The sequence below is a fragment of the Agrobacterium sp. AGB01 genome (assembly GCF_014851585.1).
Lineage (GTDB): Bacteria > Pseudomonadota > Alphaproteobacteria > Rhizobiales > Rhizobiaceae > Agrobacterium.
In genome coordinates this window covers 641,290-658,558 of record NZ_JACVAB010000002.1, presented here as the reverse complement: position 1 = coordinate 658,558, position 17,269 = coordinate 641,290, and the positions used below count along the sequence as shown (strand labels likewise).

Sequence of the window (17,269 nt, the reverse complement as noted above, 5' to 3'; positions counted from 1 at the left end):
CGTCAGATATTGCTGTTGAACGTATCACAGTCAGCAACGCGACCAGTGTCGTAACCACGCTTGAACCATGTCATGCGCTGTTGCGATGTGCCGTGGTTGAAGCTGTCAGGCACGACATACCCTTGCGACTGCTTTTGCAGCGTATCATCACCAATCTGATGCGCAGCATTGAGCGCTTCTTCGAGGTCTCCGGTATCAAGAATACCTTCCTGCTCGGTGAATTTTGCCCAGATGCCGGCATAACAATCCGCCTGCAGCTCAACTTGAACCGACATGCGATTGGCATCCACCTGGCTCATCGACTGGCGACGGCGGTTGAACTCCGGCAACACACCAGTAAGGTTCTGCACGTGATGGCCAACCTCATGTGCAATCACATAGGCCTGCGCAAAGTCGCCGGCTGCGCCAAAACGCTGGTCCAGCTCGCGGAAGAAGGTGGTGTCGAGATAGACCTTGCGATCCCCCGGGCAATAGAACGGGCCAGTTGCCGCAGACGCATATCCGCAAGCCGAAGACACCTGACCGGAAAACAGCACCAGTGTCGGTTCCTGATAGGTCTGACCCGCAGACTTGAAAATGCCGCTCCAGGTATTTTCAGTTTCAGCCAGCACAACACGGACAAAAGCCGTGGTATCGTCGGTGGAATTGCCCTGCGGACGGGTGCCGGTCTGCTGCGATGAGCTATCCCCCATCATGCCCTCACCGCCAGACAGCAGGGTAAGCGGGTTGATGCCGAGAAACCAGCTGACGAGAAGGATGACCAGAAGGCCGCCTATACCGATTCCACCACCAGTGCGCCTGCCGCCCGAAGGAATTCGAAACCCGGTGCGGCTGAAAGGATCATTGCCCAACCCACCCCGGCCTGCTGACATATCACGTTTGTCTTCGACGTTGTCAGACTGACGGCGCCCTTTCCATTCCATGGTCGTTTATCTCCCGACAGAAAATAACGCTAATATATGTCTTGTGTTGTATCAGCGAATTGAGATCATGGAAATGAAGTTGCTCCATGAAATGCATGTCAGATATGCGAATGCATATTTCCTGTCGATTTTTAAACTTTCGGGGTTCCGTTCGTTAAAACATTTGCCTATAAGCCGCTTCTAGCCTGAAAATATTTGAAATTGCGCGCCCCGGCCGGTGAACCTTCACCATGGCCGTTTTTTGCGCAACACGAGAAGCGGAACGAGAGCCATGCCGAAGCGCCAAGATATCAAGTCCATCCTAATTATCGGCGCGGGACCGATTGTTATTGGTCAGGCTTGCGAATTTGACTATTCCGGCACGCAGGCGTGTAAGGCGCTGAAAGAGGAAGGCTACCGCGTCATCCTCGTCAACTCCAACCCGGCCACGATCATGACGGATCCGGGTCTTGCAGACGCCACTTACGTCGAGCCAATCACTCCGGAAGTCGTGGCCAAGATCATCGCCAAGGAGCGCCCAGACGCGCTTCTGCCGACCATGGGTGGTCAAACGGCACTTAACACGGCGCTCTCTCTCAAGCGCATGGGTGTTCTGGACCGCTACAATGTCGAAATGATCGGCGCAAAGCCTGAGGCAATCGACAAGGCTGAAGACCGCGCCCTGTTCCGCGAAGCCATGGCTAAGATCGGCCTTGAAACACCTCGCTCGATGCTGGCCAACGCCACCGAGATCAAGGACGCCGACCGCAAGACACACGAAGCTGCCCGCGCAGAACTGAAGGCCAAGCTTTCCGGTTCTGATCTGGACAAGGCACTCGACGAGCTGGAAAACCAGTGGAACCTGGGTGAAACAGATCGCAAGCAACGCTACATCAGCCACGCAATGGCCATTGCCGCACAGGCAATTGATGTTGTTGGCCTCCCCGCCATCATTCGCCCATCCTTCACCATGGGCGGCACCGGCGGCGGTATTGCTTATAACCGCTCGGAATTCTTTGAGATCATCGGCGGCGGTCTCGACGCATCGCCAACCACTGAAGTGCTGATCGAAGAATCCGTACTCGGCTGGAAAGAATATGAAATGGAAGTGGTCCGCGACAAGGCGGACAACTGCATCATCATCTGCTCGATTGAAAACATCGACCCGATGGGCGTTCACACTGGCGATAGCATCACCGTGGCTCCGGCCCTGACGCTGACGGACAAGGAATACCAGATGATGCGCAATGCATCGATCGCGGTATTGCGCGAAATCGGTGTGGAAACGGGCGGCTCGAACGTTCAGTTCGCGGTTAACCCGAAGGACGGCCGCCTCGTCGTCATCGAAATGAACCCGCGCGTGTCGCGTTCGTCTGCGCTGGCCTCCAAGGCCACCGGCTTCCCGATCGCCAAGGTCGCTGCAAAGCTCGCCATCGGTTACACGCTGGACGAACTGGACAACGACATCACCGGTGGTGCAACCCCGGCCTCGTTCGAACCATCGATCGACTACGTCGTCACCAAGATCCCGCGCTTTGCCTTTGAAAAGTTCCCAGGCGCGTCGCCAATCCTCACCACGGCCATGAAGTCGGTTGGTGAAGTCATGGCGATTGGCCGTACATTTGCAGAATCGCTGCAGAAGGCGCTGCGCGGCATGGAAACCGGCCTGACGGGTCTCGATGAAATCGAAATCCCGGGCTACGAAGAAGGCGAAGGCTCCAAGAACGCCATTCGCGCCGCTATCGGCACACCGACACCGGATCGTCTGCGCATGGTTGCTCAGGCTCTACGTATGGGCATGTCCGAAGAGGAAGTGCACGAAAACAGCAAGATCGACCCATGGTTTATCGCGCAGTTCAAGGCGATCGTTGACACCGAAGCCCGCATCCGCGAACATGGTCTGCCGACCGACGCGGAAAACCTGCGCGCAGTGAAGGCCATGGGCTTCTCCGACGCCCGTCTCGCCAGCCTGACCAACAAGCGTCCAAAGGAAGTTGCCGAGCTTCGCAATAGCCTCAACGTACGCCCGGTCTTCAAGCGCATCGATACCTGCGCTGCTGAATTCGCTTCGCCAACCGCATACATGTATTCGACCTACGAAGCGCCATTTGTTGGCGCACTACGCTCGGAAGCAGAAGTGTCCGACCGCAAGAAGGTCGTCATCCTCGGCGGCGGTCCTAACCGTATCGGCCAGGGCATCGAATTCGACTATTGCTGCTGCCATGCCGCCTTCGCACTGAAGGATGCAGGCTTTGAAGCCATCATGATCAACTGCAACCCGGAAACCGTGTCGACCGACTACGACACCTCCGACTGCCTGTATTTCGAGCCGCTGACAGCTGAAGACGTGATCGAAATCATGCGCGCCGAGCAGGAGAAGGGTGAATTGGTTGGCGTTATCGTACAGTTCGGTGGCCAGACGCCGCTGAAGCTGGCTGAAGCGCTTGAAAAGAACGGTATCCCTATCCTCGGCACTGCGCCTGACATGATCGACCTTGCAGAAGACCGTGACCGCTTCCAGAAGTTGTTGATGAAGCTGGACCTCGCCCAGCCAAACAACGGCATCGCCTACTCGGTTGAGCAGGCGCGTCTGGTTGCCTCTGAAATCGGCTTCCCGCTGGTTGTTCGTCCATCCTACGTTCTGGGTGGCCGCGCCATGCAGATCATTCATTCGGAAAGCCAGTTGCAGGCCTACCTGCTCGACACGGTTCCGGGCCTCGTACCTGAAGACATCAAGCAGCGTTACCCGAACGACAAGACCGGCCAGATCAACACGCTGCTCGGCAAGAACCCGCTATTGTTCGATAGCTACCTGACCAACGCGGTTGAAGTGGACGTTGATGCATTGTGCGATGGCGAAAACGTCTTCGTATCGGGTATCATGGAGCATATCGAAGAAGCCGGCATCCACTCCGGTGACTCCGCCTGCTCGTTACCGGTTCGTTCGCTGTCGAACGAAATCGTTGACGAGCTGGAACGTCAGACAACGGCTCTTGCCAAGGCCCTGAATGTTGGTGGCCTGATGAACGTGCAATACGCCATCAAGGACGGCACGATCTACGTTCTTGAAGTCAACCCACGCGCATCGCGTACCGTGCCATTCGTTGCCAAGACCATCGGCGCACCGATTGCCAAGATCGCGGCCCGTGTCATGACCGGCGAAAAGCTTGATGCAGCCATTGCGGCCTACGGCGAAAAGCCAGATCCACGCAACCTGAAGCACATTGCCGTCAAGGAAGCCGTCTTCCCGTTTGCTCGTTTCCCTGGCGTCGACATTCTGCTCGGACCTGAAATGCGCTCGACCGGTGAAGTCATCGGCCTCGATACCGACTTCGCACTGGCCTTTGCCAAGGCGCAGCTTGGTGCTGGTGTTGATCTGCCTCGCTCCGGCGCCGTGTTCGTATCGGTTCGTGACGAAGACAAGGAACGTGTTCTGCCAGCCATCCGCATTCTCGTGGAAATCGGCTTCAAGGTTCTCGCAACCGGCGGCACCCAGCGCTTCCTCGCAGAACAGGGTATTGAAGCCGAAAAGATCAACAAGGTTCAGGAAGGTCGTCCGCACATCGAAGACGCCATTCGTAACCGTCAGGTCCAGCTGGTTATCAACACCACCGACAGCAACAAGGCGATCTCCGACTCGAAGTCGCTGCGTCGCGCAACGCTGATGCAGAAGGTGCCTTACTACACCACTATGGCTGGTGCAGAGGCCGCAGCCCTCGCCATCAAGGCGCTGAAGGCCGGCAACCTGGAAGTCAGACCGCTGCAAAGCTACTTCTGATCCTTTGCGATACCATCAACCGGCCAACAGCAATGTTGGCCGGTTTTCTTTTGCCCGCAATTTGAGAAACCGATAAGTGCGAGGATCGACATGACCGACAAGATGGAAGTTCTGAACGCACGTCTGTTCAGCGTGGATCGCGACACCCTGTTTCGCGCCTTTGCAGACACCGAGTTACTGTCGCTTTGGTGGGGACCAGATGGTTTTACCAATCGGATCGGTACATTCGATTTCAGACCCGGCGGCACATGGCGGATTACCATGACAGCCTCCAACGGTACCGAATTCCACAATGTCTCTACCTTCCGGGAAGTCATCGTGCCGGAGCGTATTGTCTTTGAACATCACGAACCGATCCACGTCTACACCATGGAAATAGACTTCACGGAGCAGGCTGACGGCACCCGGCTCAACTGGCGTATGTTGTTCGATGCGACAGAAGAAAACCTCGAGCTGAAGAAGTTTATTGCCGCTGCCAATGAACAGAACTTCGACCGGCTGGAAGACCTTCTGCTGCAGATTTCGCAAGATCGATAATCTCCATGATGTTGTCACAGCCTTGCAGCCGGACTGAACGGGCGTAGGTACTAGCCCGAGTTTGATACTTGCCAATTTTGCAATTTCAGGAAAATCTCTCGCCTATGCGGGAGGAACGGCATGACGGACATACCATCAATGCAGGATCACGCCAGCAAGCGTGAATGGATCGGCCTCTGTGTCCTGTCGATTGCCTGCCTGATCTATTCCATGGATCTGTCGGTGCTGTTTCTGGCCATGCCGGCAATCGTCGCCGACCTTGATCCGAATGCCACTGAGCTGCTGTGGATCAACGATATCTATGGCTTCATGGTCGCTGGTTTTCTGGTGACCATGGGCACATTGGGCGACCGGATCGGTCGTCGCAAACTGCTGCTGATTGGCGCGTTCGCATTTGGTGTCGCATCTGCACTGGCCGCCTTTTCCGCCACCTCGCAACAATTGATCATATCACGGGCGCTTCAGGGGATTGCAGGCGCCACTGTTGCGCCATCCACCCTGTCGCTCATCGTCAATATCTTCAAGAACGAGGCCGAACGAAACCGCGCCATCAGTATCTGGGGGTCTGCATTCGCACTTGGCGGCCTGATAGGCCCGCTAATCGGCGGTTTGTTGTTGGAGTATTTTCATTGGGGATCAGTATTTCTGATCAACATCCCGGTGATGTTGTTTCTACTGATCATCGCACCGTTCATTTTACCGGAATACAAGAACGATGAGGCGGAAGGCATTGATCTGCCCAGCGTTCTTTTGTCACTCGCAACCGTGCTGCCAATCATCTACGGTTTCAAACACATGGCGGCAGATGGATTTGCACCCATCCAGTTGTTGCCCGTCGCAATTGGCCTGTTGGTTGGTGTGTTTTTTATTCGCCGTCAGCAACGCCTTAGCCACCCGCTGATTGATCTCAAACTGTTCCGCATTCCGGCGTTTACAGCATCATTAATGGTCAATCTGGCCGGCGTCTTCTTTGTATTCGGCACTTTCCTCTATCAAAATCTGTTCCTGCAGCTGGTCATCGGTCTCACGCCTCTGCAGGCTGCCCTGTGGTCTATTCCATCGGCATCGGTTTTCACCATCATGTCGTTTCAGGCGTACCGCTTCACCAACCATTTCGGCCCGGTCAAAACGGTGCTGATGGGTCTAATGGTCAATGTTGTCGGCACAACAGTCATGGCTATTGCCGCCTATTATGAAAGTCTGGTCGGCATTCTGTTTGCCAGCATGTTGATCGGCCTTGGTTTCGTGCCTGTCATTCTCACCACCACCGGGTTGATCGTTGGCACGGCGCCGCCGGAGCGTGCCGGGTCAGCATCAGCCATCTCCGAAACCAGCTCCGAATTTGGTGGCGCCCTTGGTGTTGCACTGCTTGGCAGTCTTGGCACCGTGTTTTACCGCATGACAATGTCAGGCGTTGATCTGACCGGGCTTGACCAAACGCAAGCAACAGCAGTGTCGGCAACACTGGCGGGAGCCGTGGAAACGGCTAAAGCTCTCGGCGGCTCTACCGATCCGTCCTGGCTCGAACCCGCTAAGCAGGGTTTCTCAACCGGCTTTGCCGCCTGCTGTCTTCTCGCGTCCGTAATCCTGCTCCTGCTAGCCGTCATTGCGCGCAAGGTCTATGCCAAGGCTCATATCGATGAAAGTGCTGTCGGTTCGCATTGAGCGAACCTCATTGACACAGATTTGCTCGGCCATTTTTTTGACCGTCGCCATATCCTCGCGAAACAAGCGCATTTCCTCGGCCTTTTTACCTTCATCGGGAATGCGCAGCAGGTAGGATGGATGCACCGTGACAAACAACAGCCTGTCGCCCTGCATCGGCATTGGTTTGCCGCGCAGGTCTGATAATTTGCCCTTGATGCCCGTTAGCGCAAAAACCGCAGTCGCCCCCATGGCGACGATCAGTTTCGGCTGAACCAGATCGATCTCGCGGGTCAGCCACCAGCGGCAATGTTCAATCTCCGTAACGTCTGGCCGTTTATGAATGCGCAGCTTGCCACGCGGTTCATATTTGAAATGTTTGACGGCGTTGGTGACGTAAAATTTAGAGCGATCCATTCCGGTCTGCGACACGACCTCATTAAACACCTTGCCAGCCGGACCGACAAACGGCCGACCAGCCAAATCTTCCTGATCACCCGGCTGTTCACCAACGATCATCACATCCGCACGGGATGGCCCCTCACCGAATACCGTCTGCGTGGCAGTGCAGTGCAACGGACAGAGCGTGCAACTGCGCGCTTCATGTTTCAAACCCTCGAGCGTATCGGCATCAGGCAAAGCAGGTGCCGGTCGATTTTCCGCCATGGCCTGAATGCGATGATGAAACAGCTGCGGTTCAGTGGCCGCTTTCGCCGCCATTTCCAGTACACGTGCCTCTGCACCTAAAATGAGCTCCGGAATAAGGTTGGCTTCCGGCAGGTTCTTCCAGTATTTTTTCGGCATTTCCGCCGTCATCGCCTTTATCTTCAACCGTGCCGGATTGAAAATATTGGCATAATAGGTTCGCCAAAGCTCATCGGTTTCGTCGGTTAGATCCGGCTTTTCCGCTGCAATTCGCGACGTCTCGAGTGTCTCTCCATCCCAACGCGCAGAACCTTTTGGTGTAGCAATCAGCCAATCCATATCTGTAAATCGCCGCTGGAAAAAATCAGCCTTGCGTTCAACAATGAAATGATCTGGCTCGAACCAGGCAATAAACCGCCGCCGTCCCGCAATGCCCTCCGGCAAAGGTACTTCCTTGAAACGGACAAAGGCCGTCATCTTGTGGCTGTCGCGGCGCACCGATTTTTCCAGGTTGCGGGCACGGGCAACATCCGGATCGGCCTTGAGCTGCAACAGTGTTCGGTCATCGGATAGCCGCCACAACAGCCGATAAAGCAAGGCAAACCGAGACGGGTCACTGTGACAGACTATCGCTTGCGCCAACGGCATGAAGGCTGCGGGAACACTGACCGAAGCATCACCTTTTGCTGCGGGCAGCGCAGAGTCGTCCTCAAAACCAAACAGGCCAGCGCTCTCGTTGCGTAAGCGCCAGTCCATGTCATGAGGCGGAATTTTTGCTGCAAGGCAGGCCCGTGCCGCATCTCGCCACTCGCCAAAATCTCCACGGCCCTCCAGCGAAATCCGGTACATTACAGCAACGTCAGCTGTTCTGGCTGCGGTGCAAACATGGCGCGTAAATCCGGCCGTTCCGTCAATTTGCCCGGCGTCCAACCCTCGGTCACCACAAAGGCTTTGACCTTTTTAATCGACACGCCAAACCGGGCAAGATCCTCCAGACGCAGCCTCCGGAAACGGCGCGATGACAGCACGGAATTGACCGTCTTGGTTCCAAAACCCGGAACACGCAGCAGCATTTCCCTGTCTGCAGTATTCACGTTGACAGGAAAGCTCTGCCGGTTGGCCAGCGCCCAGGCGAGCTTCGGATCGATATCGAGATCCAGCATGCCGTCCTTTTGTGTCGAGGTTATCTCGCCGATATCAAAACCGTAAAAGCGATAAAGCCAGTCAGCCTGATAAAGCCGATGCTCCCGCATCAACGGCGGTTTGATCAAGGGCAGATTCTTTGACGAATCCGGTATAGGGCTGAAGGCTGAATAGTACACACGGCGCAAACCGTAGCTGCCATAGAGCCGCGCGCTGGTGGACAGGATCGTGCTGTCATTTGCGCCGTCTGCACCGACTATCATCTGCGTGCTTTGACCGGCAGGCGCGAATTTTTTGACGCGCTTTGTCTTCAGTGTCGGCTCGCCCGCTTCCTCAATTTTCAGGCGGATATCGGCCATCGATCTCCTGATATTGCCGGGCTGTTTTTCCGGGGCAAAACGGCCGATACCGCTATCGGTTGGCAATTCGATATTGATCGAAAGGCGATCGGCATAAAGCCCCGCCTCCTCCACCAGATGGGCGGACGCTTCGGGAATGGATTTGAGATGAATGTAACCGCGAAAGCCGTGCGTTACGCGCAGCTCCCTCGCCACCCGAACCAGTTCCTCCATCGTGTGATCGGAAGACCGGATAATGCCTGAGGATAGAAAAAGACCTTCTATGTAGTTGCGTCGGTAAAATTCCAGCGTTAGCCATACCACTTCCTCCACAGTAAAGCGGGCGCGCTCGACATTGCTGGATGAGCGGTTAATGCAATAGGCGCAGTCATAGATGCAGAAATTGGTCAGCAGGATTTTCAACAGCGAGATGCAGCGACCGTCCGGCGCATAGGCATGACAAATGCCCGACCCCTCAGTCGAACCCAACCCGCCACCCGCTGCCGAGTTTCGTTTTGTGGTTCCGCTGGAAGCACACGATGCGTCATATTTCGCAGCATCGGAGAGAACCGCGAGTCGTTCTTTAATTGACTTTCCCATATAATGTTCACTATATGTTCTTTTTAGATTTGTCAATTTCCACATTGGAAACCCTCGAAATCCTCACAAAATATGTAAGCGTCAAATCTTCTGGCAATTTGAGGTGGTCTTCTGATATAGTGGTCGGAATTGTTGTTTTTGGGCATGGTTCCGAAGTTTTACTTCGGAACCTGTTTCTTTTTGTGTCTGCGTGAAGCGGATGGAATGCGAAGGAATAAGAAATGGTAGAGAAAGTACCGATGACTCAAGGCGGTTACACCAAGTTGCAGGAGGAGCTGCGCTGGCGTCAACAGGAAGAACGCCCACGCATCATCGAGGCTATCTCGGAAGCACGTGCCCATGGCGATTTGTCTGAAAACGCCGAGTACCACGCTGCCAAGGAAGCACAGAGCCACAATGAAGGTCGCATTTCCGAACTGGAAGACCTGACAGCTCGTGCTGAGATCATCGATCTGTCCAAAATGTCAGGTTCCAAGATCAAGTTCGGTGCCACCGTCAAGCTGATTGACGAGGACACCGACGAAGAAAGAACATACCAGATCGTTGGCGACCAGGAAGCGGACGTCAAGGCCGGCCGTATCTCCATCTCCTCACCGATTGCGCGCGCGCTGATCGGCAAGGAAGTTGGCGACAGCATCGAAGTCAACGCACCCGGCGGCGCCAAGGGTTATGAAATCCTCTCCGTAAACTGGATGTAATAACTACATTCATTTTTTTCGGAGCAAGACGTGACACAAGTCGAATTAAAGGACATTCGGGTCATTGCCCCGAATTTCAAAAAACGTTTATCCGGCGTCACGTCGACGATCATTCAACTGGTACCGGTTCAAAACAGGCTGGGGCAAAAGGTGGCAACCTTAGGCCCCGGCCTGCCAGAAAACCTGCCACATATCCGGTTTCGGGATTTGTGGCGCCTGTGGCAACAGGCTCCCGGTGGTGGCCCGCGCGTCTGGCATGCGCGGCGCAATCTGGAAATGCTGCCGGGCATTTTCATGCGTGATGTCCTACGTATGAAGGTGAAACTGGTTTTCACCTCTGCAGCACAACGCAAGCACTCAGGTTACACCCGTAAGCTCATTGCCCAGATGGATGAGGTTGTCGCAACCAGCGCTCGTTCCGGCTCATTCCTTGAAGTGCCGCATACTGTCATCATGCATGGCGTGGATACCGAACTTTTCCATCCGCCGAAAAGCAACGACGACACAATAGAAGCAACCGGCCTGCCTGGAAAATATCTCGTGGGCTGTTTTGGCCGCGTACGTCATCAAAAAGGCACCGATCTTTTCGTGCAGGCGATGATTGCGCTGCTTCCGTCCTATCCAGATTGGACTGCGGTCATTAGCGGCCGTGTCACCCCTGAACACAAATCCTTTGCCGACAAGCTGAAAGCAGATATCGACGCTGCCGGACTTTCAAAACGCATCGTCTTTCTCGGCGAGGTCGATGACATCAAGCCGTGGTACCGTCGGTTGACGCTGTACGTCGCCCCTTCCCGCAATGAAGGTTTTGGCCTGACGCCACTTGAAGCGATGTCATCGCAAACTGCAGTGGTCACCAGCGATGCCGGCGCCTATGCTGAAATGGTGCTGGCGGGCGAAACAGGCACTGTTGTTGCCGCCGGTGATGGCGATGCCCTTCGCAACGCTATCAAAAATCGTCTTGAGAACCCTGCCGAAACCCTGGAATGGGGAGAAACAGGACGTAGCCACATGCTCAACAATTTCGAACTTCAGGGTGAGGCACGTGCGTTGCAAAAGATTTACGAGCGCGTAGCCCAACAAGGCGGACATCCCAATGACAGACGTTGAGTTCATATATTCTCAGCGAAACAATTACGAACCTCTCAAGGCCGTCCTCCGCTCGGGCATGGACTGCGCCCCCTTCAAACTGACAGAAGGTTTGAAGGAGTTTATCCGCAGCCACGGCGTTGGTGAACTGGGCCGCCTGTTCAGCGACAAGGGATGTTCGATCGATATCCGCCCCAGCATCGAGCATAATCTGTTACGACGCCAAATCCGGCTGCCCTTGCTGTATTCAAACCCGCTGTCCGTTGCCTTTTACCGGGCAACCACTGCCATGAGATCACGCCTGTCGGCCATTTTGATTGAAGACCGGCTGAACGCCTACCCCGACGCAAGTGCGCTGATCTTCAACGGCTTCATGATGCCGGCGTCCCTGCTGATGGAAGCAGCCATCCAGCGCTCACGTCCGATGGTGATGATGGAAAACGGCTTCTTCCCCGATACCATCCAGTGCGACACCAAAGGCATCAATTTCGGCAGCACATTGCCAAGAGATCCTGCCTTTTATTACTGGGCTGCAAGCCATATCACCGGGGATATGCCGCAGACGCTGGTGAAACGCAGCAGCAAACAAAAGGGTGAAGAACTTACCAACCTGCCGGCTGATTATATATTCGTGCCCTTCCAGGTGCCAAGCGACATGCAGATCCTGGCTTATTCGCCGTGGATCAGGGACATGAAGCACTTCTATGAGGTGCTGTATCAACTGGCTGAAAGAATGCCCGACAGGCATTTCGTCATCAAGGAACACCCAAGCTTCCCGCTTTCCATTCAGAAGCACATCGAACCGCATCCGCGTATTATTTTTGCCAACCACAACGAAACCCGCAAGTTGATTGAGGGTTCATCAGCCGTCATCACCATCAATTCTACCGTCGGGCTTGAAGGTCTGGCTATCGGCAAAAAGGTCATCGTGCTGGGTGACGCGCCATATGAGATGGCGGAACTGGTCATCTCGGCGCGTTCGCTTGAACGTTTGCAGCAGGCTATAACGGCGCTCAATGAATGGCAGCCCAATGAAACGCTCAGACAATTGTTCCTGCGTTATGTCTATAATGTTTTCCTGCTGCCCGGCAGCTTCAAGGCTGTCGACGCCGATCTGATAGAGAGAATTAGAAAACGGGGCCGAGGCGAAGACACACATTCGCGTCTGCTGGCAGAATATAACGGCCTGCAACAATCCAGCCGTAGCACGCTCTGAAAAAACACCTCCCGACAACGGCGACCGCTATCGGGAGAGTTTAACCCGTCTTAGACTTCGACCAGACCGATACGCTTGACCTGCCGAATGGTCAGCATCGTTCTAACCGTGTCGACATTTTCGTCAGCCGTCAGCACTTCAATTACGAAGTCTTGAAACTGTGTCAGGTTCTCCGCCACGCAGTGCAGCAGAAAATCACTTTCGCCAGAGACCATCCAGGCCTGACGCACAAGCTGCCAGCGATCTGTCGCCGCAGCAAAGGCCTTGAGGTTGGCTTCCGACTGGCGCTTCAGGCCAACCATGCAGAAAGCAACAAGATCAAAGCCAAGCTTGGGGGCATTGAGCATGGCGTGATACCCTTCGATCACGCCGCCCTCCTCCAGCTTTCTGACGCGACGCAGGCATGGCGGCGCAGAGATCCCGACCTTCTCGGCCAGATCGACATTGGTCATACGACCGTCTCGCTGCAACTCTCGCAAAATTTTAAGATCGATGGCATCGAGTTCTACGCGAGTCACCGGCTATCTCCCGTGGTAATGGTTTTCATTCCTTCTACTCCTGACGCCAAGATTCGCAAGAATGTGAGGCAAACAAGTCATAAAATTACACAACTGCATAACTGCCCTGTTGGTAAAGCACGGCTGCCCTTGAATATCGGTGCTGTACGCCCTTAAATACGGGGCAAAACAGGCGGCGGCGTTTTAGCATTTGCGTCCATTGCACCTGCTTCATCCCGAACCGCATCGAAAGGAAGTCAAATAATGTCCGCGCGCCACAGCAAAGTTCTTATCATCGGTTCCGGCCCAGCAGGTTACACAGCTGCCATTTATGCAGCGCGTGCCATGCTCGAGCCTGTCCTTATTGCCGGTATGGAACAGGGTGGCCAGTTGATGATCACAACCGATGTGGAAAACTATCCTGGTTACGCCGATCCGATCCAGGGTCCATGGCTGATGGACCAGATGCTGAAGCAGGCAACCCATGTCGGCGCAGAAATCGTCAACGATCTGGTGACTGAAGTAGAAACCACCACCCGCCCATTTGTCGTGAAGACAGATTCCGGCACCGTGTGGACCGCTGACACCCTGATCATTGCAACCGGCGCCAAGGCAAAATGGCTTGGTTTGGAAAGCGAACAGCACTTCCAGGGCTTCGGCGTTTCCGCATGTGCAACCTGCGACGGTTTCTTCTACCGCAACAAGGACGTGATCGTGGTCGGTGGCGGCAACTCTGCCGTTGAAGAAGCGCTTTATCTGTCCAACATTGCCAAGACCGTCACGGTCGTTCATCGCCGCGATTCTTTCCGGTCGGAAAAGATCCTGCAGGAACGTTTGTTCGCCAAGGAAAACGTCAAGGTTCTCTGGAACACTGCCGTTGAGGAAATCGTCGGCACACCGGCAAAGCCGCCAATGCCACCATCTGTGACAGGCGCAAAGCTGAAGGACACACGCACCGGCGCGATTACCGAAGTCGAAACGCACGGCGTCTTCGTGGCGATTGGCCATGCGCCAGCGGTTGAGCTGTTCAAGGACAAGCTGCGTCTCAAGCCAAATGGCTACATGTGGACTGCACCGGACTCCACAGCGACCAATGTTGACGGCATTTTTGCTGCAGGCGACGTTACCGACGATACCTACAGACAGGCAATCACCGCAGCCGGCATGGGATGCATGGCGGCACTGGAGGCCGAACGTTTCCTGGCAGGACACCAACCCGCAGCAATAGCGGCCGAGTAAGATAACAACGATAAGGGAACAGCATGGGCATGCCATTAGACTGGGATAAACTGCGCATTTTCCATGCGGCAGCGGAAGCTGGCTCGTTCACACACGCGGCCGATAAACTTCACCTGTCCCAGTCGGCCATCAGCCGGCAAGTCAGCGCGCTGGAGCAGGATGTCGGCGTCAAGCTGTTCCACCGCCATGCGCGCGGTCTTATCCTGACAGAGCAAGGCGAATTGCTCTACCGCACCGCCCATGATGTTCTGCTGAAGCTTGAAACCGTCAAGATGCAGCTGACGGAGACGACCGAGAAGCCAAGCGGCAAACTGCGTGTCACAACGACAGTGGGCCTTGGCCAGGGTTGGTTGACCGACAAAATTCAGGAATTTCTGCAACTTTACCCTGAAATGTCCATCCAGCTTATCCTCGACAATGAGGAGTTGGACGTGAACATGCGACATGCTGACTGCGCAATTCGTCTTCGCCAGCCGCAGCAGTCGGATCTTATCCAACGCAAGCTGTTCACCGTGCATATGCATGTGTATGCTGCACCGTCCTATATCAATCGCTACGGCGAGCCGCAGTCGATCGAGGATCTGGACAACCACCACATCATTTCGTTCGGCGAACCTGCGCCAAACTACCTGTTGGACGTCAATTGGCTGGAATATGCCGGACGCTCGTCTGATAATGCCCGCACACCGCACCTGCAGATCAACAGTCAGACGTCGATCAAACGTGCATGCCTGCTCGGCATCGGCATTGCCTGCTTGCCCGACTACATTGTTGGCCGTGACCCCGGTCTGATCCAGCTACCGATCAGCGCAGACATTCCATCTTTCGATACCTACTTCTGCTATCCGGACGAAATGAAGAATGCCGCAAAGCTTAAGGCTTTCCGTGATTTCATTGTCGCCAAGGCGCGCAACTGGAATTTCTGATTCTGCCCAAAATCCGCACCACCTGAGTAAACTCAACAAAAACAACTAGTTATATCGCAAATCAAGAGAATCGCCTGTCGTTTGACAGGCGAGATTTGCACAGAAATAAGACAAAGTTCTTAAGCGATGCGTTAGACGCATGCCTGACCTGCACAAAAAAGAGTTGCTGTATGCACAAAAAAGCACCATATCGCTCACAGCTAGTGCACACGGTGGCTTTCCTCCCAGTTCCACCGCATTAGCTGTTCCCCTCTGGAGGTTTTTTAACCTTCACACTTATAAGGGCCCTGGAGCAATCCGGCGGCCCTCTTTTTTTACCCATTTTCGAAAAAATCGCGTTTTATTAGAAAATCATCCCTTGCGATTGAGCAACACAACTCCCATATGTGGACTAGCTGATGCGCTGATGAATTTTCCAGTGCACTAGCTGTTCCCCTCTGGAGGTTTTTAACCTTCAAACTTACGGCCGCGGAGAAATCTGGCGGCCTATTTTTTTGCTCGTTTTTCCCGTGAGATTTTTTACGGCGTCGATCTTGAATATCGATAAACGTCGATACACATATCGATCAACGCAAATATGAGGACAAACCCATGAACCATGAGGATGTGCTGAAAGCTCTATCGCATCCCGTGCGGTTGAAGTTTCTGATCTGGCTCAAAGACCCGGAAAACCATTTTTGTGGCCAGGAGCATCCGTTCAGCATGGGCGTTTGCGCCAGACAGTTCGAAGTCAGCGGCCTGTCGCAATCAACTGTATCAACCCACCTCGCCACCCTGCAGGCTGCAGAACTCATCAAATCCCGCAAGGTTGGGCAGTGGATTTTTTACGAGCGCAATGAAGAGACCATTGCGGCATTTCAACAATATCTGAATGAAAATTTGTAGAAAGTTGAGCAACATGAGCAATCTGTTCGATCCAGCGCAGGCCGGAGATATTACTCTCGCAAACCGTGTCGTGATGGCACCTTTGACGCGCAACCGTTCGCCGGGTGAATTCCCGAATGATCTCAATGTCACCTATTATCGCCAGCGCGCTACAGCCGGCCTGATTGTCAGCGAAGGCACCGCAATTACCCAGCAGGGCCAGGGTTATGCCCATGTTCCGGGCCTCTACAAGCCGGAAGCCTTGGCAGGCTGGAAAAAGGTGACGGATGCCGTGCATGAAGAAGGCGGCAAGATTGTTGCCCAGATCTGGCATGTCGGCCGCATCTCGCATACCTCGCTGCAGCCCCAGGAAGGCCAGCCGGTCGCCCCTTCCGCCATTATCGCTAAGTCCAAAACTTATATCATCAATGAAGATGGCAGCGGCGCGTTTGCCGAAACGTCCGCCCCCCGGGAGCTGGACAAGTCTGACATAACAGCCATCCTCGAGGATTACCGCAAGGCTGCCCGCTTTGCTATTGACGCAGGTTTTGACGGCGTCGAAATCCACGCAGCCAACGGATACCTCATTGAGCAGTTCCTGAAATCCAGCACCAATCAGCGCACCGACGAGTACGGCGGCTCGATTGAAAACCGCAGCCGCTTCCTGATTGAGGTGGTAGACACGGTTGCAAAGGAAATCGGTGCTGGTCGTACTGGCATTCGCCTTTCGCCGGTCACCCCGGCAAACGACATCGCCGAACCTGCCCCACAGCCTCTTTACGAATATGTCGTAAAGCAGCTTGGCGGCCGAGGGCTGTCCTTTGTCCACGTCGTGGAAGGCGCGACAGGCGGTCCACGCGATCTGTCCGATAGCGGCAACCCATTTGACTATGACGCGCTGAGAGCCGCCTACGTCAACGCTGGTGGCAAGGGTCTATGGATCGCCAATAACGGGTACACCCGCGAAACCGCAATTGAAGCGGTTGCCAACGGCAAGGCAGATGCCATCGCCTTTGGCCGTCCGTTCATCGCCAACCCGGACCTGGTGCGTCGCCTCAAGGAAAATGCTGAGCTCAACGCATTGCAGCCAGAAAAACTCTACGGCGGTGGCGCTGAAGGTTACACAGACTACCCCGCCCTCGCCTGAGCGGCA

At 54.7% G+C, this 17,269-nt stretch carries 14 protein-coding genes; 10 read left to right on the top strand and 4 right to left on the bottom strand.

Annotation, left to right across the window (positions count from 1 at the left end; all coding sequences use genetic code 11):
* Positions 1–2: 2 nt before the first annotated feature.
* Entirely contained in the window at positions 3–923 is a 921-nt protein-coding gene (locus tag IB237_RS09820; RefSeq protein ID WP_192488452.1) for a neutral zinc metallopeptidase, read from the bottom strand.
* A 271-nt stretch (positions 924–1,194) separates the two neighbouring features.
* On the opposite strand from IB237_RS09820, the gene carB reads away from it, so the two are divergent.
* The 3 genes from carB to IB237_RS09805 all read left to right on the top strand — a co-directional run bounded on the left by carB (position 1,195) and on the right by IB237_RS09805 (position 6,882).
* On the top strand, positions 1,195–4,680 hold the full coding sequence (carB, locus tag IB237_RS09815; RefSeq protein ID WP_192488451.1) for a carbamoyl-phosphate synthase large subunit: 3,486 nt from the start codon (positions 1,195–1,197) through the stop codon (positions 4,678–4,680).
* Between the two features lie 90 nt (positions 4,681–4,770).
* Positions 4,771–5,217: an SRPBCC domain-containing protein gene (locus IB237_RS09810; protein WP_192488450.1), complete on the top strand. Its 447-nt coding sequence runs from the start codon at positions 4,771–4,773 to the stop codon at positions 5,215–5,217.
* Positions 5,218–5,337: 120 nt separating this feature from the next.
* Positions 5,338–6,882, top strand: a complete 1,545-nt coding sequence (locus tag IB237_RS09805) for an MFS transporter (RefSeq protein ID WP_192488449.1) — start codon at positions 5,338–5,340, stop codon at positions 6,880–6,882.
* Here the strand turns inward: IB237_RS09805 and IB237_RS09800 are convergent.
* Both IB237_RS09800 and IB237_RS09795 read right to left on the bottom strand, forming a co-directional pair.
* Positions 6,814–8,355 carry a UdgX family uracil-DNA binding protein gene (locus tag IB237_RS09800; protein WP_192488448.1) on the bottom strand — a complete coding sequence of 514 codons (1,542 nt, stop codon included), beginning with the start codon at positions 8,353–8,355 and terminating at the stop codon, positions 6,814–6,816. The genes IB237_RS09805 and IB237_RS09800 overlap by 69 nt on opposite strands.
* Positions 8,355–9,587 (bottom strand): putative DNA modification/repair radical SAM protein, encoded by a 1,233-nt coding sequence (locus IB237_RS09795; RefSeq protein ID WP_192488447.1) that lies wholly within the window; start codon positions 9,585–9,587, stop codon positions 8,355–8,357. Before IB237_RS09795 ends, IB237_RS09800 begins: the two co-directional genes overlap by 1 nt.
* A gap of 221 nt (positions 9,588–9,808) precedes the next feature.
* Here IB237_RS09795 and greA point away from each other — a divergent pair, with 221 nt between their 5' ends.
* From greA to IB237_RS09780, 3 genes are read left to right on the top strand one after another with little or no spacing between them, the layout of a single operon-like run.
* Positions 9,809–10,285: a transcription elongation factor GreA gene (greA, locus tag IB237_RS09790; protein WP_192488446.1), complete on the top strand. Its 477-nt coding sequence runs from the start codon at positions 9,809–9,811 to the stop codon at positions 10,283–10,285.
* Between the two features lie 30 nt (positions 10,286–10,315).
* Positions 10,316–11,395 (top strand): glycosyltransferase family 4 protein, encoded by a 1,080-nt coding sequence (locus IB237_RS09785; RefSeq protein ID WP_192488445.1) that lies wholly within the window; start codon positions 10,316–10,318, stop codon positions 11,393–11,395.
* Positions 11,382–12,590 carry a nitrogen fixation protein FixF gene (locus tag IB237_RS09780; protein ID WP_192488444.1) on the top strand — a complete coding sequence of 403 codons (1,209 nt, stop codon included), beginning with the start codon at positions 11,382–11,384 and terminating at the stop codon, positions 12,588–12,590. The genes IB237_RS09785 and IB237_RS09780 overlap by 14 nt, the downstream gene beginning before the upstream one ends.
* Positions 12,591–12,640: 50 nt before the next feature.
* Here IB237_RS09780 and IB237_RS09775 read toward each other — a convergent pair whose 3' ends face one another.
* On the bottom strand, positions 12,641–13,108 hold the full coding sequence (locus IB237_RS09775; protein ID WP_192488443.1) for an Lrp/AsnC family transcriptional regulator: 468 nt from the start codon (positions 13,106–13,108) through the stop codon (positions 12,641–12,643).
* 243 nt (positions 13,109–13,351) lie between these two features.
* On the opposite strand from IB237_RS09775, the gene trxB reads away from it, so the two are divergent.
* From trxB to IB237_RS09755, 4 genes are all read left to right on the top strand, one after another.
* The gene (trxB, locus tag IB237_RS09770) at positions 13,352–14,326 is read left to right on the top strand and encodes a thioredoxin-disulfide reductase (RefSeq protein WP_192488442.1); all 975 of its coding nucleotides are present in this window, start codon (positions 13,352–13,354) and stop codon (positions 14,324–14,326) included.
* 29 nt (positions 14,327–14,355) lie between these two features.
* Positions 14,356–15,252, top strand: coding sequence for a LysR family transcriptional regulator VtlR (locus tag IB237_RS09765; protein ID WP_352230544.1), 897 nt, complete (start codon positions 14,356–14,358; stop codon positions 15,250–15,252).
* A gap of 591 nt (positions 15,253–15,843) precedes the next feature.
* Positions 15,844–16,137, top strand: coding sequence for a helix-turn-helix transcriptional regulator (locus IB237_RS09760; RefSeq protein ID WP_192488440.1), 294 nt, complete (start codon positions 15,844–15,846; stop codon positions 16,135–16,137).
* 13 nt (positions 16,138–16,150) lie between these two features.
* Entirely contained in the window at positions 16,151–17,263 is a 1,113-nt protein-coding gene (locus IB237_RS09755) for an alkene reductase (RefSeq protein WP_192488439.1), read from the top strand.
* Positions 17,264–17,269 lie beyond the last annotated feature (6 nt).